Source organism: Acetobacterium wieringae, assembly GCF_026646375.1.
GTDB lineage: Bacteria > Bacillota > Clostridia > Eubacteriales > Eubacteriaceae > Acetobacterium > Acetobacterium wieringae_A.
In genome coordinates this window covers 29778-53067 of record NZ_JAIPPU010000014.1, presented here as the reverse complement: position 1 = coordinate 53067, position 23290 = coordinate 29778, and the positions used below count along the sequence as shown (strand labels likewise).

The 23290-nt window shown below is 44.9% G+C and carries 21 protein-coding genes and 1 pseudogene; 13 read left to right on the top strand and 9 right to left on the bottom strand.

All coding sequences use genetic code 11. The features are described from left to right. Positions 1–2 precede the first annotated feature (2 nt). Genes Q7P33_RS12995 through Q7P33_RS12985 form a run of 3 tightly spaced genes read right to left on the bottom strand, consistent with a single transcriptional unit; the run spans position 3 to position 1847 of the window. Positions 3–659 (bottom strand): acetoacetate decarboxylase family protein, encoded by a 657-nt coding sequence (locus Q7P33_RS12995; protein ID WP_303870926.1) that lies wholly within the window; start codon positions 657–659, stop codon positions 3–5. Then, entirely contained in the window at positions 652–1395 is a 744-nt protein-coding gene (locus Q7P33_RS12990; RefSeq protein ID WP_303870925.1) for an SDR family oxidoreductase, read from the bottom strand. Before Q7P33_RS12990 ends, Q7P33_RS12995 begins: the two co-directional genes overlap by 8 nt. Next, complete coding sequence (locus tag Q7P33_RS12985) at positions 1395–1847, bottom strand: MarR family winged helix-turn-helix transcriptional regulator (protein WP_303870924.1); 453 nt, start codon at positions 1845–1847, stop codon at positions 1395–1397. The genes Q7P33_RS12990 and Q7P33_RS12985 overlap by 1 nt, the downstream gene beginning before the upstream one ends. Before the next feature lie 232 nt (positions 1848–2079). On the opposite strand from Q7P33_RS12985, the pseudogene Q7P33_RS12980 reads away from it, so the two are divergent. The 5 genes and pseudogenes from Q7P33_RS12980 to Q7P33_RS12960 all read left to right on the top strand — a co-directional run. Continuing rightward, positions 2080–2280, top strand: a pseudogene (locus tag Q7P33_RS12980) (cation transporter); the annotation flags it as partial. Between the two features lie 137 nt (positions 2281–2417). Continuing rightward, a complete protein-coding gene (locus tag Q7P33_RS12975) occupies positions 2418–4406 on the top strand; it encodes a serine hydrolase (RefSeq protein ID WP_303870922.1) in 1989 nt (662 codons plus the stop codon). A 90-nt stretch (positions 4407–4496) separates the two neighbouring features. Further along, entirely contained in the window at positions 4497–6491 is a 1995-nt protein-coding gene (locus Q7P33_RS12970; protein WP_303870920.1) for a serine hydrolase, read from the top strand. Between the two features lie 143 nt (positions 6492–6634). Beyond that, a complete protein-coding gene (locus tag Q7P33_RS12965; protein ID WP_303870918.1) occupies positions 6635–8038 on the top strand; it encodes a DUF1254 domain-containing protein in 1404 nt (467 codons plus the stop codon). 76 nt (positions 8039–8114) lie between these two features. After that, positions 8115–9578, top strand: a complete 1464-nt coding sequence (locus tag Q7P33_RS12960) for a histidine kinase N-terminal 7TM domain-containing protein (protein WP_303870917.1) — start codon at positions 8115–8117, stop codon at positions 9576–9578. Between the two features lie 91 nt (positions 9579–9669). On the opposite strand, the gene Q7P33_RS12955 is transcribed toward Q7P33_RS12960, so the two are convergent. After that, on the bottom strand, positions 9670–9909 hold the full coding sequence (locus Q7P33_RS12955; protein WP_303870916.1) for a hypothetical protein: 240 nt from the start codon (positions 9907–9909) through the stop codon (positions 9670–9672). Between the two features lie 343 nt (positions 9910–10252). Here Q7P33_RS12955 and Q7P33_RS12950 point away from each other — a divergent pair, with 343 nt between their 5' ends. From Q7P33_RS12950 to Q7P33_RS12915, 8 genes are all read left to right on the top strand, one after another. Next, the gene (locus Q7P33_RS12950) at positions 10253–10432 is read left to right on the top strand and encodes a hypothetical protein (protein ID WP_303870915.1); all 180 of its coding nucleotides are present in this window, start codon (positions 10253–10255) and stop codon (positions 10430–10432) included. A 145-nt stretch (positions 10433–10577) separates the two neighbouring features. Continuing rightward, positions 10578–11174 (top strand): CdaR family transcriptional regulator, encoded by a 597-nt coding sequence (locus Q7P33_RS12945; protein ID WP_303870913.1) that lies wholly within the window; start codon positions 10578–10580, stop codon positions 11172–11174. A 22-nt stretch (positions 11175–11196) separates the two neighbouring features. After that, the gene (fdhD, locus tag Q7P33_RS12940; RefSeq protein ID WP_303870911.1) at positions 11197–12003 is read left to right on the top strand and encodes a formate dehydrogenase accessory sulfurtransferase FdhD; all 807 of its coding nucleotides are present in this window, start codon (positions 11197–11199) and stop codon (positions 12001–12003) included. A gap of 87 nt (positions 12004–12090) precedes the next feature. Next, a complete protein-coding gene (locus Q7P33_RS12935; RefSeq protein WP_303870909.1) occupies positions 12091–12960 on the top strand; it encodes an AraC family transcriptional regulator in 870 nt (289 codons plus the stop codon). After that, entirely contained in the window at positions 12957–13904 is a 948-nt protein-coding gene (locus Q7P33_RS12930; RefSeq protein WP_303870907.1) for a DMT family transporter, read from the top strand. Before Q7P33_RS12935 ends, Q7P33_RS12930 begins: the two co-directional genes overlap by 4 nt. A 113-nt stretch (positions 13905–14017) precedes the next feature. Then, a complete protein-coding gene (locus Q7P33_RS12925; RefSeq protein WP_303870905.1) occupies positions 14018–15649 on the top strand; it encodes a D-alanyl-D-alanine carboxypeptidase family protein in 1632 nt (543 codons plus the stop codon). A 37-nt stretch (positions 15650–15686) separates the two neighbouring features. Further along, positions 15687–16070: a rhodanese-like domain-containing protein gene (locus Q7P33_RS12920; RefSeq protein ID WP_303870903.1), complete on the top strand. Its 384-nt coding sequence runs from the start codon at positions 15687–15689 to the stop codon at positions 16068–16070. A 367-nt stretch (positions 16071–16437) separates the two neighbouring features. Beyond that, positions 16438–19527, top strand: a complete 3090-nt coding sequence (locus Q7P33_RS12915) for an EAL domain-containing protein (protein WP_303870901.1) — start codon at positions 16438–16440, stop codon at positions 19525–19527. Here Q7P33_RS12915 and Q7P33_RS12910 read toward each other — a convergent pair. Genes Q7P33_RS12910 through Q7P33_RS12890 form a run of 5 tightly spaced genes read right to left on the bottom strand, consistent with a single transcriptional unit; the run spans position 19495 to position 23245 of the window. Continuing rightward, entirely contained in the window at positions 19495–20046 is a 552-nt protein-coding gene (locus Q7P33_RS12910; protein ID WP_303870899.1) for a nucleoside-triphosphatase, read from the bottom strand. The two genes, Q7P33_RS12915 and Q7P33_RS12910, sit on opposite strands and share 33 nt — an antisense overlap. Then, complete coding sequence (locus Q7P33_RS12905) at positions 20047–20748, bottom strand: methyltransferase (RefSeq protein ID WP_303870897.1); 702 nt, start codon at positions 20746–20748, stop codon at positions 20047–20049. It lies immediately after the preceding gene. Next, positions 20745–21521, bottom strand: a complete 777-nt coding sequence (locus Q7P33_RS12900) for a DUF364 domain-containing protein (protein ID WP_303870895.1) — start codon at positions 21519–21521, stop codon at positions 20745–20747. The genes Q7P33_RS12905 and Q7P33_RS12900 overlap by 4 nt, the downstream gene beginning before the upstream one ends. Before the next feature lie 12 nt (positions 21522–21533). Further along, positions 21534–22556: an ATP-binding cassette domain-containing protein gene (locus tag Q7P33_RS12895; protein WP_303871030.1), complete on the bottom strand. Its 1023-nt coding sequence runs from the start codon at positions 22554–22556 to the stop codon at positions 21534–21536. Then, entirely contained in the window at positions 22556–23245 is a 690-nt protein-coding gene (locus Q7P33_RS12890) for a GTP-binding protein (protein WP_303870894.1), read from the bottom strand. The genes Q7P33_RS12895 and Q7P33_RS12890 overlap by 1 nt, the downstream gene beginning before the upstream one ends. Between the last annotated feature and the right edge of the window lie 45 nt (positions 23246–23290).

Genomic DNA, 23290 nt, shown 5'->3' with positions numbered 1-23290 from the left:
TTTTAACAAGTTAAGTTACTTATTTTTGCCACCGGGAAAGTGATTTCAAAGGGATCAACCTTAATAATTACCAGGGGCTTAAAGTGAGATAGATCAGGAAATGCGTTTTCGTCAATGCTTAAATCGGTCATCGATGCAAATCGGCCGGTTCCTTTTCCGGAAAAGGTCGTCTGGAAGGCCTTCCCGTCCAAATGCTGAATCAATGGAAAGGGGAGCAGTCGGGTACTGACCGGAAATGGAACTGATCCGCATTTTAAGCGGGCCTCAAAAATTGGTGAGGACTTACCTTTATTTTCGCTCGTGACGGTGACTTTTTCGATTTTATCTGATAGCGATTCAAAACGGAATTGGGCCAGTTCTTTGGGAATCCCCCAGTTGATTCGGCCATTATCCACCGAAGCCTGGGATGATACATAAATTTTGCTGATGGTATGTATGTTTTTCTGGTCATACTGATATTTGCCGGGGATCACAAGCAACTCACCGTAAGGGCCGCAGTTTGAGGTTTGATAATTTACCAGCATTACACTGCCAAAACCGGGGATGGCCTTGTTGGCGAGAAACTCCGGCGCTTGTAGATTGGCAAAGTCGGTTCCGAAACGATAAAGAAGAATATAGCCATAGCCCTGCAATTTCCAGGGGGCGGGATAATTAATCATGAGTAGACCTCCAGTTAGAAAGTTTTTGTGCTTCCTGCTTTTTTATCAGTGGGTGAACCAGGCTGAGTGGTTTAATCAGCTGGAATGTTTTTGATGGATAAATGTGAGCCTTGTTTTTTTCGAGTCCAGAGATATACTGTTTTGCCACGGCCTCGGGAGTCTGTGTGGGAAAAAGCTCGGGATTGTCATTCTTAAAAAATGCCGTTCTGGTAGCAATCGGGTGGATCAGCGAAATCACCTGATGGCTGGGAAGTTCATACCGGGCGGCTTCGAAAAACCCCTGCAGACTGTGTTTGGTGGCCGAGTACAGGGAATAGCCGGGAAGCGGTAAAAAACTCATGGCGCTGGCGGTCACGGCAAACTGAAAGGGCTGGTTGCCCTTTATTTTTTTGAGTTTCTGAAAAGCATAGATGGGAGAAGTGACATTGGTGTCAAAAATGGCTTTTATATGATCCCAGTCTCCCTGTTCGGCCCCTTCATAAAAAGAAAATCCGGCATTGGCAATAACGATATCAACCCCACCGAGAATGGTTTCGGCTTTGGCAAAAACCGAATCGACCCCGGATGGAGTCGAAATATCGGCTTGGATATAAGTAATGGTAGAAAAGTCCGGCGTAAACGCCTGGCGCCCCACAGCCAAAACCCGGGACCCTTTCTGATGGAGGAGTGGTTGCAGCGCCAGTCCAATGCCCGAGGATGCTCCGGTTAAAATAATCCGTTTACCGTTTAAATTCATCAGTTATCATTTCCTTTCTGCGATGGTTCTTCAAGGTTTAGCAATTCTTCGAGCTGGAACATCATTGACAAAATTGAATGGGTCCGCTCGGAACCAAGATTTTTGCTGGCTTTTTCAATGACCTGATAGTGAAAATCATCAATTTCTGCAAGCACTGCTTTTCCTTTGGCGGTAATCTGAAGTGACTTGATTCGTCGATCGGACTCTTTTTCAAACCGTAACAGCAACTCTTTTTTGACCAGTCCATCGACCAGTCGGGTGGACTGGAAGGGTTTGATACCCAGTAGCTCGGTGGCATGGCCCATACTGAAGTCATTGTTGTTCAAGAGCTGTTTTAGCAGCAGCATTTCCTGCCAGGAAATTGAAAATTTTGCCAACTCCATTTGTTCAAATTTATAGATAGCCTGTAAAAATGCAAAAAGCGCTGCATTGATCTGTTGTTTGTCCATCATTCACCTCGTTTATTTGCGATATGCAAACAGTTTACCATAATTAATTGCAGAATGCAAATAAAAAAATAAACAAAGCAAATTCAGTGCTTTTTAGATTTATTTTCCTTAAGATTTGTGGTATTCTTTTACCAGCGACACCGGATCAGAAATTAATAACAGAGAAAGATGTGAGCGACAATGAAGATACTGAGATTTTTGCTCATACCGTAATCACCAATTGCCTCAATGCCCGTTTGTCATACCGGTGCTGATTTTTTTGAGTCTGCTGTTTACGCCGATGAGCATCGTTTTTAACGATTTTTAACTGGTGACTTTGGTATTATCGGTACTGATTGCCAATCGGATGGCCAGTGACGGTGAATCCAATTGGCTGGAAGGGGTTCAGCTGCTGGCAGTTTACCTGATTATGGCGGTTTCATTTTTTACTTTATAATTAAGAATATTAAGATCTCAAAAACAGATATGCGACTAATTATCTGTTTTTTTATACAAAAAAACATTGATAAATGCAACGCGTCGGGGTAAGAAAGAAATAGCGAAAAGTGGAGCTTATTTTTGAAAGGAATGGTAATGAAAAGAAAAAGTTTGATCTGGGTATGTTGTTTGATAGTGCTGGGATTGACGTTTTCGGGGTGTATCCCCAAGGCTGAACCAAAAAGCTATGAAAAGACCATTGAAACGGCTCGAACCGAGATCTGGAATGCCATCTCAGCGGGCGGGGCCTCCAGTGCCACCGTGGCGATTATGGACAATGGGAATCTGGTCTATCAAGAAGGTTTTGCGATGGCCGACCGGGAGGCCGGGCTTGCAGTAACCGAAGACACCCAGTTTAATATCTGTTCAGTCAGCAAGGTGTTTACCGCTGCCGCCATCTTGCAACTGTGTGAAGATGGAAAACTGGCGCTGGATCAACCGGTAGTTGATTACCTGCCAGAGTTCACCATGGCTGATAGCCGTTATAAAGATATCACGGTTCGGATGCTGCTCAATCATACCGCGGCCTTGCCCGGAACCTATACCTTTAATGCTGAAACAACGGAGCCGGATCCCGACTATACTCAAAAATTTCTGACCTACCTGGTCGGTACGGAGTTAAAGGGCGATCCCGGGAAGGTTAGTGTCTACTGCAATGATGGTTTCACGCTGGCCCAAATTTTGGTTGAAAAGAGTTCCGGACAATCTTTTTCTGATTATCTGGCAGCGAATATTTTTACAAAAGCCGGAATGAAAAACAGCAGCTGTTATTTTAAAGCCGATAACATCAACATTGCCCGGAAATATAACGAAGATGGCAGCGCTGCTCCAGTGGAATACATCAATAGCCTCGGTTCTGGGGGTATTGCCGCCACCGCCGTTGATCTATGTCGTTATGGCCAGGCACTGTTCCAGGGCAAAATTTTAAGTGAAGCGATGGTCACCGAATATACCAGTCCCCAATATGGGGACCAAACCGTGCCTGCTGGAACACCCCTGTATCCGTATGGGTTGGGCTGGGACAGTGTGGCAGTGGCCGATTTTGAGCGCCAGGGGGTGACGGTGATTGGTAAAAACGGCGGCTCGCCTCAATATAATTCGCAGTTATATCTGCTGCCGCAGGAAAATATCTCGGTGGCCATTGTTTTTGCCGGAAATGCCGATGTCACTGGCGTTGCCAATGATATTGTCCAGGCGTTGATTAATGAAAATGGCCTCAGTGAGGTTCTGGAAATTGCGACAGCGGTGCCAACGGCGGCCACCATCCCTGATGAGCTTCTGGCTTATGCTGGGATTTACGGCGATGGTGAAGCGACTGTCAAGATCGAATTCAATAACGAAAAAAATGCCATGATTTATAAAAAGTATAACGGAAAGGCTTTTGAAACCCAGGACACCTATCCCTATCTCAGCGATGGTTATTTTCATTTACCGGTGGGCTACCGGGGTGGTTTTGCCAAAAATTTCGGCCAGGAATTTTTTATGATCTATGATCAAAGCAGTGATGCTGGTTTTGTCTCCGGGCAGAAAATGGCGGCAGCAGCGGCAGTCCTGGATACCAGCCAGTTTAGCGGAAAATCATGGATTCCCACCAATCTTTCGGCCATTGACGCCAATGCGATGGGCGTAAAAACCGGGGTTGTGACAGAGCTGCCGGGTTATCTTTATCACACGGCCAATGGCGGCTACACCCTCTATGGCTTAAAAGATGCGACCACAACCCAAATGGTGCTGCCATACGGCAGGGATCTGGCCCAGGCGACGATTGCCGAAAACAACGGCCAAATGATCTTAACCATCATGGATTATCAGTTGGTCGATACCGCTTCCGTGGCGTCGCTGCAAAAAGATGAAGCGATTGTGATTGGCAGCGATGGGCTCAATGTCTGCCGCAAGCTGGATAATGATGGAACCTTCAGTGCAGTTATGCCAGAAGGTGGCCGAATTGTGATTTATGGTTCCGATCTGCAGCCAGACTACGACAGCATCAGTGGCATCGCCGAAGAAATCCCAGTGACAGCCGGTTCTTATCTGGTCTTTATCGGTGCGCCGGGAGCGACATTCGCTTATGCGTATACCGTTTAGTGGGGCAACATCGACAGGAATTATAAAAGCGGTTAAAGACTGGTTTTAAAAGAGGGAACAATTTATAAAAAAAACGAAAGGATAAAGAAAATGTTAAAAAAACGATTAACAGTTGTGATGCTTGGTTTGTTGTTGATTCTTGTTCCTTTGGCGGGATGTACGACCGCCCCATCCCAGAGTCAGAGCTATGAAAAAACCATCACCACGGCACGCACCGAAATCTGGAAAGCCATCGCCGGCGGTGGGGCCTCCAGTGCCACCGTGGCCATTATGGACGATGGTAAAATTGTTTATGAAGAAGGCTTTGCCATGGCTAACCGAACTGAGGCGTTGGGGGTAAATACCAGCACTCAGTTTAATATTGGTTCGGTCAGTAAGGTGTTTACAGCTGCGGCCGTGATGCAGCTGGTGGAGGCGGGTCAGCTGGAGCTCGATAAACCGGTGGTTAACTACCTACCGGATTTTACCATGGCAGACAACCGCTATCAAGACATCACGGTTCGGATGCTGCTTAACCATACTTCGGGATTGCCGGGAACAATGATGTATAATGGCTTTGCAACAGCGAAAGATCCCCAGTTCTTGGTGGAATTTATGAATTATCTGGCGGGTAGCCGTCTCAAGGGTGATCCAGGGGTAGTCAGTGTTTACTGCAATGATGGCTTCACTCTGGCCGAGGTGTTAATTGAAAAAGTGTCCGGCCAGACGTATTCCGACTATCTACAGAAGAACATTTTTAAAAAAGCCGGGATGAACGACAGCAGCTGTTCCTTTAAGGCTGAAAACCCCAATATTGCCCTGAAGTATAACAACGAGGATGGCACCGCTCTGCCAGCAGAAATCATTAATCTGATGGGTACCGGGGGAATTTCCGCGACAGCAGTGGATCTATGCCATTTTGGCAACGCGCTGCTGGAAAACAAGCTGATGAGTGCCGAATCCTTTACCGAGTATACCAGTCCTCAGTATGGAAAAGAAACGGTGCCGACGGGTACCCCGATTACCAATTATGGTCTGGGCTGGGATATGGTGGACGTTGCCAGTTTTGCCGAACAGGGCGTTCATGTGCTGAGCAAAAATGGTGGAACGCTGCAGTTTAATTCTCAGTTGTATGTCATTCCTGAGGAGAAACTTTCTGTGGCGCTGATCTTTGCCGGCACCGGGGATGCTTCGGGAATTGCCGAAACCATCACCCAGACACTGCTGGAAGAAAAGGGGATTGTTCCCACCCCGGCAGCAGCCGAGCAAACAACCGCTACCGCAGCGATACCAGGCGAAATGCTCAGTTTTGCCGGATATTATGGAGCCAGCGGTAGTGTCATCAAAATTGAGTTTAATCAGCAGAACAACACGCTGGAATACAAACGCTTTGATGGCAATGGCTTTACCACCGCCGGCAGTTATCCCTACAGCGGGGATGGGTATTTTGATATGCAAAACGGATATCGGATGTCTTTTTCCGATAGTTTTGGCAAAAAACTGGTGCTGCAGTCGATGAATACGGCCGATTATTCGATTGTCATCGGCCAGGGTATTACGGCCAATAATCCCGTGGATACCAGCCGTTTTGCCGGTAAAGCCTGGATTCCCAAAAATCTCAGTGCCATTGATTTATATGCATTTTCTGCTGTGACTGGCAGTCTGCCGGAGCTTCCGGGAACTATTTATTTTGGCAGTGACGGCAGCTTTACACCCTATCCCCTAAAGGATGAAAATACCGCCTATAACAACCTGCCTTATGCCCGGGATCTGGTTGAGCCAACCCTTACCGAAGCAAACGGAACCACCACGATGACTGCGATGGGTTATGTTTTTATGGATGTGGCTGATATCCCCGTTCTGGTCAGCGATGAAAAAATCAGGATTGATACGGCAGGCGAAAATGTCATCAGGAAGCTGAACGCTGACGGTAGCTTTAGTGTCACCCTACCAGAGGGCGGCCGCCTGGTGATCTATGACCCGGCACTGACGGTGTTGGCTGATACCATGTATGCCGCAATCGAAGACGTGCCGGTGCCAGCGGGTGCTTATCTCATGTTTATCGGCAACGAAGGCGATGAATTTGTCTATCAGTACAGCTTTTAAGTAATCAATACCGAAGTAAGGCTCAAAATTAATATTTTGAGTCTTATTTTTTTGCCGGAATTGGGGTACAATGAGTTGAGCATCGGCCGAATATTTGAGGATGATTGCCGATTCGATTAGTTGAAAAAGAAGGGAAATTTGTTATGAAGAAGCTAACTCAAATTATCTGTCTATTTCTTTCATTGCTGTTTTTAACCGGTTGTACCGCCAGCCAGAATGAACCAAAAACAGAGAGTATCAAAGAGACCATCTACGATGCCTACGTTTATGCCTTTCCGTTGGTGCTGGTGAATGCCACCATGGAAAAGATGACCAATACGGTGGAGCCAACGACGACCCAGGCACCGCCCAATCAGTTGTTCCACAGCCATAATCTGGCCAATGCCAGTGCCAGGGATGTGGTCACCCTCAATACGGATACCCTGTATTCGCAGGCGTTTTTGGATCTTTCGGAAACGGCAATGGTTTTTGTGATGCCCAAAGCGGATCGGTTCTGCTCTGGGGAGATTATGGACGCCTATACCAATGCCGTCAAAATCACTGGTTCCGGCAGCGATAATCCCGATCAGACGGCTTTTTTGATTACCGGGCCCGATTACAGTGGTGAAATTCCCAAAGAGCTGGTTCATGTTGCCATGCCTACCAATATGGCCTGGATTTTGTGTCGGGTGCTCAGCTATGGCGAAGCCGATCTTGACAATGTCTATGCCATTCAAAATAACATCCAATTGCTGCCGTTGACGAATTATTTATCAGGAGAAGCCTATATTCCGGCTAAGGGCAGTTATAGTGAAAGTAATAATTTTATTCCCATCGAACATGTTTTGCAGATGACTCCGGCGGAGTTTTTTAATACTGCCAATGCGTTAATGGTTGCCAATCCTCCTGCCAGCGCCGATCAGGCCATGATTGAAAAAATCAGTGCGGTGGGTGTCGGCCCGGGCCTTGAGTTTGACCCGGCGGTATTGGGGGATTCTGGCCAGGACGAGTGGACTACGATGATCAATGATCTGTCGACCACCTTGTTCAACGATTCTCAGGATTTTCTGGTTCAGATGAATAACTGGCGGTTTTTTGGTGAACCGGTGGCCGAATTTGGCACCGAATATGATTATCGGGCATTGATTGCTTTAAACGGTTTGGCCGCCAATCCGGTTTCCGTTGCCATTTATCCCAATGCCAGCACCACTAGTGATGGCGTCACCTTTGATGGCACCAACAATTATGTGATCCATTTTAACAAAGATCAGCTCCCACCAACCAAAGACACCGGTTTCTGGTCAATCACCGCCTATGACAGTGATAATTTTTTAATCGATAATCCGATTAATCGTTATAGCATCAATGACCGCAGTGCCGTTACCTATAATCAGGACGGTTCGCTGGATTTATTGCTGCAAACTCAGGCCCCGGCCGATGCCACAATGGCGAATAACTGGTTGCCGATCTCAGCGGATAACTTTCATCTGTACCTGCGAATTTATCTGCCTCAGGAATCAGTGTTTGATGGCAGCTGGCAACCGCCAACGATAAAAAAGGCCGAATAAAAAAATCAGCGTGGCGATAAGTTCGGTTAATAAGGGTGTTTTTTTGACAACGATAATTTTGAATGAGGCTAGTTAGATGAATATAATTTTAAGCACAATATTGGTGGTTTCATCAATGGTCTTGATTGTTTTGGGGATCGTTGGCTTTCGGCATCGGGGAATTTCTGGGGTTAAAGCGATTACGCTGTTAATGTTTGCCATGGCTATTCACAGTTTTGCCTATGGGATGGAATTAATGAGTTCAGATTGGGAAACCATGTATCAATGGATTCGAGTTGAGTATCTGGGTGTGTCTTTTTATCCCATTCTCATTCTCTGGTTTGCCAGAGAGTATGCCGGTGAGCGGCGTTTTGCCAACAATTATGTGATGGGGATTGTGCTGGCCATCTGTACAGCTACCTTGTTTTTAGTTCAGACAAATGCGATGCATGGTTTATATTATGCCCAAATGGGGGTGGATGGGAGCATTGGCTTCCCCATTGTGGTGACACAAAAAGGTCAATGGTATATGGTTCAGGTAGGGGCCTTGTACTTTGCGATGATTTATGCCCTGGTTGTTTTGACTGGACAGATCATAAATACCAGAGGGGTAACCCGAAGGCGAGCCATTCTGGTTTTTACCGGGATGTTGGTTCCAATGATTGCCAGCACCTGTTATTTATTGGGCTGGGGAATTGGTGAAATTGATCTGATACCTTTTTCATTTATCTTTTTAAGTGTGTTGGTAGCCAGTGGTATTTATCGCTATGATATTCTTTTTTTGAGTGAAGTCACCCATGAAATGATCTTTAATACCATTGGTGAGGGGGTTATTGTGGTTGACAGCGAAGGCTATATTCTGAAAATGAATCGGGCGATGCAAAGCCTGTTTGGAATCCTCGGTCAATTAAAGATCGGAGAGCCCATAAACCGTTATATGGTCTTGGCGCATATTTTGGAGTCTAATGCTTCACAGACCGTTGCCATGGGTGATAAACATTATCAGATTCGTTTGAATGCGATTGGAAAACACCATGGAACCATCGTTGTTTTTACCGATGTGACCGAAATTACTGAGGCAAAAAAACAGGTTGAGATTTTGGCTATTACTGATCACTTAACCCAACTCTATAATCGGCATCATTTTGTCCAGCGATTCAATCAGCTGGAGAAGGCGGGCGTGGTTATGTTGCTGGATATTGACCACTTTAAGCTGGTGAACGACCAATATGGACATCAGGCTGGAGATACCGTACTCTGTGAACTTGCCGATTGCTTGAGTGAGCATTTTTACGATGGCGTGATTTGTCGCTACGGTGGGGAAGAGTTTGCGGTGCTGATTGAAGGAGAAAGCCTTGAAAATGCCAGAAACCAGGGCGAAACGTTCAGGGCGGCTTTTCAATCCCGACAGACGGATTTTCCCTGTACGGTGTCGATTGGCTTATGCTGGTATAATAAGGAAGATTACAGCAAAACCATGAATCTGGTCGATAAGCTTTTGTATCAGGCTAAAAATGCAGGTAGAAACGCTGTGGTTTGGGAAGACGCGCTTGAGATATGAGAAAAATACGGATAAAAACATGAAAAAATTGGCGAAGCTTCAGGCTTCGCCAATTTTTATCGAAAAATTTAAAAATATGATGAAATTAAATTTAAACCAACTGATAAGCGGCGACAAAACCGGTTTCGACGGCATTGGCGACTTCGATCCCAATTTCCTGGGGATAAGTGGCACTGATGGTTAGGCCCATGCAGGTACCGATTTTTTCAACGTTTTCATCAGTGACGATTAATATTCTGTTAAATCCTAATTCTTTGGCAACATCTCCGGTGGTGTTAACAGCGCCAGCACCGAAAGCCATCGGACATAATTGTGAGTATCGTTGTACCATCTCAAATCCTCCTTGGTTTTGTTAAAGTGTTGTCATATCTAGCTGGCATCAGTATAACAGTTGGAGGTGGCGCCGTCTTTGTGATGGCTTGAGATTTTAGTGATTAAAAAGAAGCCCGTTAACAAAGCAGGCTTGTAAAAAGTAACAAAATGAGGAAGCGAAATTGGTAAACGATTCCTAAAAATGAGATCCGCAAACGGTCAGTCGTTTTTATTTAATACCCTGATGTACAGGGGGATCACCCCATGATATAATGAGTCAAATTCGATAAGATAATAAGGTGGTTTTGACGGTGGTAACACTTAAAAAAATGAGATCGGTATTGAATGGGAGACCCATTAGGATGAGCATCAATGAAAATGACGACGCAATTGAAATTAAAGGCATTGACTATTTTACTGAACAAGACCTGTCGCCGGACTACGCTTATGTCATAAAGGCGTCTGACATCCAGCGACGGCTGGATCACAAAAACTGTTTTATTATCATCGAGGATCAGCCAGACTGCCAGTTCACTGAGTGACACCTTTTTAATTGCCCTGCTGAATCAAAAAATGTATGATCACACAGCCATTGAAGAACGGGAAAGAATTTATGGATTAAAGCTCTACAAAAATCTCTTCGCCCTGGTCATCCGCATCGATAATCGCTAGAATACCAATGATCGGTTGTATTACTTGAAACGGATTTATCAGAATTTTTTTAATCAGCAAACGGTGATTATTTATAATGGCCAATTGGTGATTTTGCTGGACGCCATTACCGCAGAAATTCAGAATGAGCGGGAAATGGCATCATTTGAAAACCTGCTGGAAGAAAATGACTGCACCGCTGGCATCAGCAAAATATTTTATCATCTGTATGATTTTTGTGAGCACTATAAACAGGCGCACAATGCGCTAACCTTAGGCGATCAGCTGAAAAAAACAGGGCGGATTCGCAACTATGATGATCTGATTATTTCCCATATGATCTTAAGCTTTAGAGGGGAAACCAATATTAAAAATTTAATCCATCCGGTGGTGAAAACATTGAAAGACCTGGATGAGAAAAAGGGCAGTAATTTTCTGGAAACCCTGGTAGCCTATATTAATCATAATCAGGATACTATGCTGACCGCTAAAAGTTTGCATGTTCACTACAATACCCTCAAATACCGGATTAATCAAATCATTGAACTAACCGAGCTTGATTTATCCGATAGCGAAACCTTGTTCAACATTCAGCTCTCAGTGAAGGTGAATGATATTTTAGCCTGTTTATAGCAAAAAAGCGGAGAAAAGCGCAATGAAGATAATCAATGAAACCCACAACTTAAGTTTAAAAGAGAATTTTGCAATCGAACGTATCCGGCAGTCGGAAGACCATCGCTTGACTGAAGAGAAAATGACCGATATGGTTATTGTTGAACATCACTTGAATGCCTATATTAATGATCAACTGGCCTTTAAGCTGGTCTGCACCCCCGAAAAATTAGATGCCCTGGTGCTGGGATTTCTTCTTAGCGAGGGCTATATTAAAAACTCCGATGAAATTGAATTTATTTATGTCTGTGAAAGCGGGGAGCGGGCTAAGGTTCAGCTGAATAAACCGCTGGCATTGCCGGAAATTGACCATGATACCGGCAGCAACTCGATTTCCTGTGGTAACAACCGAAAAATCCGTCAGGCTACTTACGCTAAAAACCTGATGCCCTTACCGATTCATGACTGGTCCCCGGAAACCGTGTTGATGCTGGCCAATGCCTGCAACCGGAATGCCGGGCTGTTTGCCGAGACCGGCGGAACCCACTGCTGTGCCATGAGCATTCGTGATAATCTGGCGTTTGTTTGCGAAGATATAGGCCGCCACAATGCGGTGGATAAAGCCATTGGTCAGGCCTTGATGGAAGAAGAAAATATCGCTGAGGCAATCCTGTTTACCACCGGCCGAATTCCCTCGGATATGGTCATCAAAGCGATCAGAAGCCGTATCCCGGTGATTGCCTCCCATTCAGCGCCCACTGATGAAGCGGTTTTACTGGCCCGTCAGTTTAATCTCACCCTGATTGGCTTTGTCAGAGGTAAACGAATGAATCTTTATGCAGGAAAGTAATTTCCTGCTTTTTTTTCGGAACTGCAATATCATCCAAGAGATAAAGCCAGATTAATGCTACACTGGGATGGAAGCGGAGGTAGTTAAATGAAACACCACGAAGAACGGATCGTCCGTTATGATAGTGAACTGAAAATCGAAGCCTTGTGCTTAAAAGGCATTATTCAAAAGTTTCCGAATCACTTTCATGAGCATTATGTGATTGGTTTTATTGAAAGCGGACAGCGAAAATTGTCCTGTAAGAACAGTGAATACCGGGTGGAACCGGGGGATTTGCTGCTTTTTAATCCTTACGATACTCATTTTTGCGAACAAATTGATGAAAAACCGCTGGATTACCGGTGTCTTAACATCAAACCGGAAATAATGCGGGAACTGGTTTTTGAAATCACCGGAAAGCCGGACAAGCTGATATTTAAACAGCCGGTAGTATCCCGGTGCGAACAGGTGAAGGCCCTTCAGGAACTGCATCAGATGGTGATGCAGGAAGCATGCGAATTTAACAAAGAAGAAGTATTTCTGTTTTTAATCGAGCAGTTGGTTGAAGAATACGGAACCTGGGAAACCGATAGGGATCAGCCGGAGGTTGATAGTGATATTGAGATGATCTGTGCTTATCTGGAAGCGCATTACCAGGAGCGGATCACACTGGCAGACTTATGTGCCTTAAGTGGCTGCGGCAAGTATTATCTGGTTCGAGCCTTTACCAGAACAAAGGGAATCACCCCCTACCGTTATCTGGAGACGGTGCGCATCAATCAGGCCAAGCGGTTGCTGGAAAAAGGGCTGGAACCGCTTGAAATAGCTTACCAGACCGGATTTTCAGATCAAAGTCACTTTACTAATTTTTTTAAGCAATTCATTGGGATTACGCCCAAACAATACCAGAAAATATTTATCTCAACTGATTCGAAACCTCGGGGATCCAGGAGCGGGGATGAGGGGAGTAAAAATTGAACGGCGAGCATCGGCTGACCGGCCATCTGGCCGCAGCGTTTACGATTTTTATCTGGGGAATCACCTTTGTTTCGACAAAAATTCTTCTGGATGTTTTCACACCAATTGAGATTCTGGTCTTTCGCTTTGTGATTGGCTATCTCGCTCTGACCCTGGTCTATCCCCGGCGCATGGGTCTTTGCAGTAAAGCCGCAGAAATGATGATGATGGCGGCCGGTTTGTGTGGAGTAACGCTCTATTTTTTACTGGAAAATATTGCCCTCACTTATACTTATGCCTCCAACGTCGGTGTGATTATTTCCGTTGCACCTTTTTTCACGGCGATTCTAGCCCATTTCTTTCTGGACGGTGAAAAACTGAGTCTGAATTTTTTCATCGGTTTTGTCGCTGCCATCATCGGGATTTTTCTGATCAGCTTTAACGGGATCATGGTGTTGCAACTCAACCCCATTGGTGATTTACTGGCGCTGCTGGCGGCCGGAGTATGGGCGGTTTATTCGGTGCTGACCCGCAAAATTAGTGGCTTGGGTTATCATAGTATTCAAACCACGAGGCGGATCTTTTTTTACGGGCTTCTCTTTATGATGCCGGCCCTGCCCTTTTTTGATGTCAATTGGAGTCTTATACCATTGGCCCAGCCGGTTTATCTCTTTAATTTGTTGTTTTTGGGATTGCTGGCTTCAGCGATCTGCTTTGTCACCTGGAGTCTGGCGGTCAAACGGCTGGGGGCTACCAAAACCACGGTTTATATTTATCTGGTGCCAGTCATCACTGTGGCAACATCGGTACTGATTCTTAAGGAAAGATTAACCGGGCTGGCAGTACTGGGAATTGGGCTAACCCTGCTGGGGTTGATCATTTCTGAAAAGCAGAGCGCTCCTGAAAAAAATACGATGACCAAACAAACCGAAAAAACAGCGAAACGAAAATGCAATCAGACATGATTTTATAGCAAATGTATACAAATTATCTGACCATTCCCATGATTTATGATAAAATAAATCATGGGAATTAATTTTTTGAGATAATAAATGTATAAAAGGAAGGGATGAGTGAAATGTTAAGATTAAGGGCAGTGAGGATCACTCTGATTGGTTTATTTGGTCTGGTTTTGTTGTTGGCGATGATGCCGCTGATCAGCAGGGTTAGCGCAGAGGAGAATTCGACACAAACTGAAAACGCTGTCACAGCCGATTCAGTGGATCGGGTTGTGACCTCAGAGCGTACTGTGAATGCGATGATGGGGTGTTCGTACCGAACTCATGTTCAGAATGTCGGCTGGCAGAGTTTTGTCAGCAACGGAGCTATGAGTGGCACGGAAGGCCAGGGGCTGCGGTTGGAGGGGATTGAAATCAACCTGGAAAATGTCAGCGGCGATGTGGGGGTTGAATATACCACCCACGTGGAAAATATTGGCTGGCAGAATTACGTAAAGAATGGTGCCATGAGCGGAACATCGGGCCAGTCACTCCGGCTGGAAGCCATCAAAATCCGGCTAAGCGGGGCTGATGCAGAGAATTATGACGTTTACTATCAGGTTCACGCCCAGAATTTTGGCTGGCTGGATTGGGCTAAGAATGATGCCAGTGCCGGAACCGAAGGGTTTGGTTTAAGGCTGGAGGGGATCAGAATCATGGTGCTGCCTAAGGGCGAGTCGGCACCGGGAGCGACCGAGCGGCCCTTTGTCACTACCAACATCCAATCGACCTATCGGACGCATATCCAGAATATCGGCTGGCAAGGATGGCAGAAAAACGGCGAAATGAGTGGTACCACCGAACAGAATCTGCGTCTGGAAGCCATCGAAATAAAAAATGAAAATCGGGAAAGTAATGTTGGCTTTGAATACCAGACCCATGTCCAGAATCTTGGTTGGCAGGATTGGAAAGAGGATGGCGAACTGAGTGGTACTTCAAGTCAGGGGTTGCGATTGGAAGGGATAAAGATCCGATTGACGGGAGCCAATGCCAATCTGTTCGATGTGTATTATGAAGCTTATGTGGAAGGCTTTGGCTGGATGCCCTGGGTGATGAATGGTGAAAGTGCAGGGACAGAAGGTTTAGGGTTGCGGCTGGAAGGTATCAAAATAATTGTTCAACTAAAAGGCTTGCCGATACCCGACAATACCGCCAATGAATTGGGCTCACTGGCCCAGCTGGTCAATAAAAACCATCATATTCCAGCGGATTATGTGCCGGGAGATCTGGTTTGGGTAAATCTACCTTCCACCCGGGATACGCAATTGCGGGCCGATGCCGCCGAACATCTCATTGAGCTGTTTAATGGTGCCAGTGCTCAGGGCTTGATTCTCTACTGCAATTCCGGGTATCGTTCCTATGCAACTCAGTCGGCGTTGTATCAATGGAATGTCGAAATGTATGGAGTCGCCGGGGCGGAGCTGGTCAGTGCCCGACCGGGGATGAGCGAACATCAATTGGGATTGGCCATGGATGTCACATCCGCCACCGTTGATTTTGATCTGGTGGAAAACTTTGGCTTAACGGCGGAAGGACAGTTTATTCGGGATCATGCCCATGAATATGGCTTTATTGTTCGCTATCCCCAGGGTAAAACCAATATCACTGGCTATGCCTATGAACCTTGGCATCTGCGGTACCTGGGGGTTCCGGTGGCTACTGCTATTTACAGCAGCGGTAAAACGATGGAAGAATTTTATGGAATATACTAACTGAGCGGATGAGCTGGTTTTCTTGAAAGGCAAAGCGATGAAAAAGTTAGGAATACTGATGCTGGTGGTGGTCATTTTGGTGGCTGGATGTTCAAGTCAGGAAAAAGCAAAGGAGAATGTGGTGTCAGCTAAAAAAATTACAGCGGAAGAGGCAAAAGTCATGATTGATGGGAATGATGACCTGGTCGTTTTGGATGTCCGAACTCAGGAGGAATATAACGAAGGTCATATTGAAAATGCTGTGCTGATTCCAGATACGGAGATCAGCACTAAGGCACCCACAGTTTTAGCCGATCAGAACCAGACCATTCTTGTTTATTGTCGCACCGGCCGTCGAAGCGCCGCGGCGGCTAAAAAACTGGTGGACAGTGGTTATACCAATGTCTATGATTTTGGTGGCATTGTGGATTGGCCTTATTAAGTGGTGAAGTAACTAATTGCTGAATTCTTAATGAAATACTGATGGATTGGGATTTGTCAGTAATTGCAGGTTTGAAGATTGTTAAAGATGATAATCGATAAAGAGGTGAGGTGGGCCAGTTAAGTAATGACTAGCCCACCTTTTTTATATTTGGATTATTTATATTTGTTGGGGCCTCAAAGACTCATGGGAGTGAGCTGTTGAGTGTACACCAAAAAAGAGCATAAAAGGCTTGGAATATGTTAAATAATTAAATCACAATCAGATTATGAAATATTTGAAATTTAATGGGTATAAACTACAGTAAAGTAATAATCAAGGTCTTAGTTTCTTGTGATCCAATACAAATCATGGGAAAGGAGCAATTGTGGAGATAATACCATATCTGGTTTCATTTATATTTGTTGTGATTAGTGGTAGCTATGTTTTTTTTGGTAGCAATATCGTTTTGACGAACTCAAAAGAGAAGAGCAATCGCCTTTTTTTTGTGTTGTGTATCTTCTTAAGCGTTTGGGCTTTCGCATTTGCCCTGTCGGTTTCGGCACCGGATATGGAAACCTGTTTATTCTGGCGTCGGGTATCGGCATTGGGGTGGGCTACATTTCCGGGGTTGCTGTTTCATTATTTTTTGGCACTAACCCAGCGTAACAAGCTGTTAAAACAGTGGTGGCTTTATTTTTTGATCTACATCCCGGCAGCAGTTTTAATTTATGTGTTTTCACTGTCGCATGACTTAGCAGTTATTCAGTATAATTTGGAGAACACCATCTTTGGCTGGATCAATACCCCAGGGAATAACGGCTGGGATCGACTGTATGATTTATACTATTTTGGCGGCATTATATTGGGGCTGGTGTTATTGATTGATTGGATCAGAAACACACAAAATCAACAACATAAAAAGCAGGGCCGCTATATTTTGCTGTGCTTTTTTGTATCATTGGCAGTGGCAGTTAGTTTTAAGGTGCTCAGTCAATTGTTTTTATTTACTTCAATCCTTCAAATACTGCCAAACATTATGTACATTGTGACGGTGTGTATCTTTTTTTCAATCAAAAAATACGGCTTGGTGAAGATGAAGCGCATCAGCACCTACGAAATGATTTTAAATAATCATACCCGAAAGCAGATTTTTGATTACCTGACGGTGGTCTTTGTTGCCGGAAGTCTACTGAATATTATTTCCCAGTATTTTACGGCAAGTTCCGATGAGATCACCGCCGTTCTCCGTTTTAGCAGCCTGCTGCTGCTGGTTGGGCTAGTGATTCAGATTACGCAACGGAGCAACCTTCTAAGAAAGTATCAAAATATGATCATTATGGTGATTCTGGTAGCCGCTATTCCGGTGATTACCCTCCGGTTTATCAGCTCTGCCAGTCTGACAGTATGGGCATTTCCGTTTATTTTGATTATTATGACCCTTGTGTTCAATAATCGGATTGCTATCGTGGGGATCACGGTGTCGATTTTTTTGACCCAGATTCTGGCGTTTATCATTATGCCGCAGACGATTGTGGTAATTGACAGCAGTGAGCACGTGGCTAGAATCGGATTGTTTGGCATCGGTATCTGGGTGGCCTTTTTTGTCAACGCATTGTATGTTCAGCGACTCAAAGAGAATACCGAACAGATTAAGATTCAGAAAATGATTGCTCAGGTTTCCGCAGACTTTCTGACCGTTAATAGTGAGAATTTTGAAGCCATCACGGGTAAATGGCTAAAAAAAAGCGGCGAAATATTTGATATCGATCGGACGTGTCTGTTTTTTTTCAGTCTGGATAAAACTAACTTCAGTTGTACTGATGAATGGTACCGAGAAGGGCTAGAACCACAAAAAAATTGTCATCAGGAGATGCCGGTGGCAAATGCACCAGCCTGGATTGAGCGGATTCTTGCCAATCAGGTGGTGCATTGTTTAGAGCAAGCGAATCAATCAGAAGAACAACAGGAAGATCAAAAAATATGCGGCAATAGCAATGTAATCATGGCCATTCCGATTTCTTGTCGGGGGGACGATGTTCAGGGCTTTTTAGTATTTTCTTTTTTCCGAGAAGTTGCAGTCATTGATGAACGTTATGCGGATATGTTGGAGATCATCGCCAATCTTCTGGCCGATGCGATGTCAAAGATTCAGTCTGAACAGGAAATCCGATATCGGGCATATTATGACCAATTGACCGGATTGCCAAATCGACTATTGTTTAGCGAACGGGCGGCAAAACAAATTGAGGCATCCCGAGCCGATGAAAAGATGATTGGTTTTATCTATCTTGACATTGACAGTTTTAGAACCGTTAACGATATGATGGGGCATGAAGGTGGGGACAAATTGCTGATCCAGGTCAGTCAGAAGTTAGCTCAATCGATCAAAAAAACCGATACCGTTTGCCGCTTTGAAGGGGATGAATTTGTCATTATGATCAATAACATCGCCCGGGAAAAAGAGCTATTGAAGGTTGCAAACCGAATCATTGGTGTATTTAAGTATCCTTTTATCGTCAGCGGCCAGGAATTTTATATGGCGGCCAATGCTGGTATTGCTATTTTTCCCAAAGATGGGGGAACCGCTGAGGAACTGCTTAAGAATGCCGACATTGCCATGTATAAGGCTAAGGATAAGGGCAAGAATAATTACGTACTGTGTTCAAGTGCCATATATGAGGAAGTTGAGTTTAAGAACAAACTCATCAGTCATTTGTATCATGCATTGGACAATGATGAATTACGGGTCTATTATCAACCCCAGATTTCTCTGGAAACCGGCAAAATTGTTGCTGTTGAGGCGTTGTTGAGATGGCAGCATCCGGAACTGGGGCAGATTCCGCCGAAGATAATTATTCCCCTTGCTGAACAAACCGGGCTGATCAACCCCATTGGGGAATGGGTGTTAAAAACAGCCTGTCTTCAAAATAAAAGTTGGCAGGATAAAGGACTATCCCATGTTCGCATAGCTGTAAATGTCTCGGCCACCCAATTTCGAAATCCGCTGTTAATCAATCAGATTCAAAAATTAATCAAAGAAACAGAGCTAAAATCCAAATATCTGGAACTGGAGTTGACTGAGAGTATTGCCATCAACAGAGCCAACTATATTGTTAGTGTATTGAAGCAACTAAAAAAAATAGGAGTCTATATTTCGATCGATGACTTTGGCACTGAATATTCGTCTCTGAGTCGTCTGAAACTGCTGCCCATAGATCAGCTGAAAATCGATAAGCAGTTTATTGATGGGATTGTTGGCGATGAAAAAGATCAGGCCATTATTAATACAATCATCCAGCTGGCTAAAAATTTGGGTATCTCTGTAATTGCTGAAGGTGCGGAAACCATCGAACAAGTCAATTTTCTAAAAGAAAACCGGTGTGATACTGTTCAGGGTTTTTACTACCACAAGCCAATGCAGGCAGAGGAAATCGAGGCTGTACTACGACAGCAAATAACCATCAGAGATTTTTAAACAGCCACTTTGGAGGTAATAATTGACAAGACGAGCGGGGAGCTCATTACGGTTTTGGCTGGTAACGGTGATCAGTTTTACTTTTTTATGGCATCGAATCATATCCGTCCAGCCGTTGCTGTCATATTTAATCACCCCTAAAACAGGCGTGTCGCCATCCAGGGTATTTAAAATTTCACGCTGAAAGGTAAGGGCATTGCGTTCAAGATTTCCGCACTCATCCATGACAATCATCGCAGCGTTGGCTTTGGCTTGCTGGATCAATGTAACACCATCGGTATTGAATCGGGCGTCATCAACTTGCGGCAAACAATCTTTTTTAAAAACAGCAATGCCGTGATCGGTGGTGAAAAATTTGGGCTCGGCAGCCTCATTCAGATAGAGTAACCGATCGTCAGAACTCCGATCGGGTCCAAAATAAGTTTTAAAACCACCGTAAGTCCGATTTAGCTGACCCAGGGTTCGCTTGATAATGGTGCTTTTTCCGATTTGTATTGGCCCGGTTAAAAAGACGTGCATTTAGTGACACCGCCCTTCGATTTCAAAAATTCCCAATGATTTCTTTTTGGGAAGATAGAAGGGGTAATCGGTTTGATTGGTTTGGATCAGATTTTCTGCCAGAAAATGTTGCAGATCGGCCTCATTGACTTTGGGATAGTTTTTGCGGACAAACTGCGCTCCCTCTTCAAAGGAAGCAAGTGGCTGGCCAAATTCAAACGTGAGTTCAGTAACGGAATAGGGGATGCTTTTCTTATTTAAAACAGCGGCAACCTGATCACAGGTATTTTTATGAAAGGATTTGTATTTTTCGATTGATGAATGGTTGACGGTCTTTTGGCTGACGACAGAAATTTGCTTACGACAGTAGGGCAGGAATTTTTCGGGTTCGCGACTGCCAAAAAAGCTGGTATAGATGACATCCCAAGTGCTCTCAATGTCATCACAGTTTAGCAGCTGGGGCTCGATATTGGTAATTCCTTGTTTGGCAATGCTTGTCTTTAGAGAATTGAGGGCGAATTCATTAATATCAATGCAGGTGATATGATCGATATGTTTGCTTAATTCCAGATCGATCAGGCCCAGTCCACAACCAATATCGCATAAAGTGGTATAGCCGTTTAAACTGGGGGCAATAAAGTCGGCAATGTTTTTGAAAAATTGCGAATACGCATTGGCTTCCTGATACCATTTAATTGTTGTTGGATCCCAGCTGAAATTCATCGCGCGCTCACCTCAGATGCTTTTTTAAAAGCAACCTTTTGACCAGTGACAGAAATCTTGACATTTTCAGCGCCGGCGGCAATCCGGGCGGCTCGTACATTGTCTTTAACCATAAATCCGGATAACTCATCGACGCCAAAGTTAAACAATGCTGGTGCCAGGGGCGTCCCGGGTCCAACAATGGTAATGCGCCGGGCATTTTTTGACAGTTCCAGAAAGCGTGGCAGCGTTTTGTCCAGCAGTGATGCGCAGGTGATATAGACATAGTCGCAGTCTGGTAGAATATACTCGCTGGCAGAGATGGGGTAATCACCGGATTCCGGGTTCCACTCGATAATTGAAAAATCACAGACTGGTGCCATCAGCTTTTCAATATAGGGAAAATGTCCAATCACAGCGACTTTTTTATCCTTGATATCGTTTTGGCACATAATAAAAGGATCAAAGTTACGATCCTCCACCCGCTGCTTATCCGAGAATTCGATGCCATTGGCTCGGGCAATTTGAGGGTTGTTGTAATAGGCATTGATCGCCGCAATTCCCACGGCTGCCTCGACGAAATTCCAGGATTTTGCACAACTGGCAACCTCCCGTAAGGGCAGGTCGAGCATGTTTTTTGTCAACATCGGCAGCCGGGTTTCGCAAAGCCGGGGCGAGGCGATTCCGACACCGTCACCGCTGCGGACATAGGCGCGTTTTTTACCGCAGATCAACTCATCAACGCCATAATTTTCTGGGATGCCATCAATCAGGGCATCATATAATTCCCACATAAGCGATTCTCCTTACAGATTTATTAGTTCTTTGGTGATCAAATCACCACTGCGTAAATGATTGCGCAGTTTGAGCAGTTGATTATCCAGTTTTTCGATCAGAACCAAACTTTGCCGTTCTTCCGTTGACGTTTCAATAATTCTGTCAATACCACCGTTTTTGATAATAATTCGTTTGTCAGCATTGAGTGCCAATAGCGGATCATGGGTTGATACGAAAATAATTTTTTCACGCTTTGCCAGCAGCAAAATGGCCTCACGGCGATCGATCCCGGCGTTTTCAATCTCATCGATTAAAACGATGGGAGAATCACTCATGAACGCGGTGTCAGCAATCATCAGCGCCCGGGACTGCCCACCGCTGAGCTGGGTGACCTTGGTATCATCAGAAAACTTTTCGCCAGCCAGATCATTGGCGCAGGAAAAACACGTTTCTACCACTTCATTTACATTGGGAGACAACCGGCATTTAGCGTGCATTTCCAGAAATTCCCGAACTGTCAGATCCATCACGAAATTCATGTTCTGGGAAAGCTGGGCCACCAGTTTGCCATCCATTTCAAAACGTTGGGTATCATCCAGAGAACGATTATTAATCATTATCTGGCGCCGGGTTGGGGTATCCCGCTGCGCCAGACACTCAATGTCATTGAGTAATCGGCTTTTCCCCGATCCGGTGGGGCCGACAACGCTGATAACTTCCCCGGCAGAAATGGTCAGACTGATATTTTCCGGTTGTTTTAATTTATTGATGCCGCCATTAATGGTAATCGAGGTGACCCCATCAATAGTGGTGCGGGTTTCGGAAAATGTTTTAAGAAAGATGGCCAGATTGTACAAGAGATCATAAGGTTCAAACCCAAATTCCTCCAGAATTTCGTCTTCAACGCCCATCAGGGCATCAAGCAGCAGTCGATCAGTGGCGATATCGCTTAACCGATAGTTAGCCAGAAAATCCAGGGTGATCGGATAGCGTTCGATCACAAGGGACAGATCTTCGTTATTGAGAAGGGTCATAAAATCAGAAGCAGTCATCATTTTTTAAACTCCATTTTTTTGAGCATTCCCCGTTGGTGGGGTTCCCCAATTCGGGTTTCACCGGTGCAATAGGAACAAACCGCCGCCGGGGTGGTAAAGCGGAGCCGCATGTCCCGGATGGTGTCAATTTCCAGAGTGTTTTTCAGATATTTGGCCAGCATAAAAGTCCCTTGTCCGGTGATACCATTGATAAAAATAATCCGGGCGGTTAAATTAACCTGTTTGATGTTAAAGGCAAAGACTTCCCGCTCGGCCTGAGAAACAATGTCTCCCTTGGTGACAACAACAATGTCAGCGAACTTTAACATCGGACCAATTTTGCGGGGCGTATTGACCCCGGATAAATTATCAATGACGCAGATCGAAGCAATGCTATTAATATAGGGGGAGCAGCGGTTACAGAGACCGGCACTTTCAGTGATCAACAGTTTAAAACCGGACTCAATACCCCATTGAACAGCATCTTCAATATTGCTGACAAAATAGTGATCAGGACATGTTTTCCCGGAAAATCCCATTTGAACGGGAACTTGGGCGGCCTCATAGCTGAGATTGTCGAAGGAAGTGAGACAATCAAATTTGACCACACCAATGCTGCCCAGAGGCATCTTAAGGGTTTCAATCAGTTTTAAAATAACAGCGGTCTTGCCGGAGGATGGGGGCCCGGCGATGGTGATTAATTTCATTTTGTTACCTTCCTTACCTTTGGTTATCATGATTTGTGAGGGTTT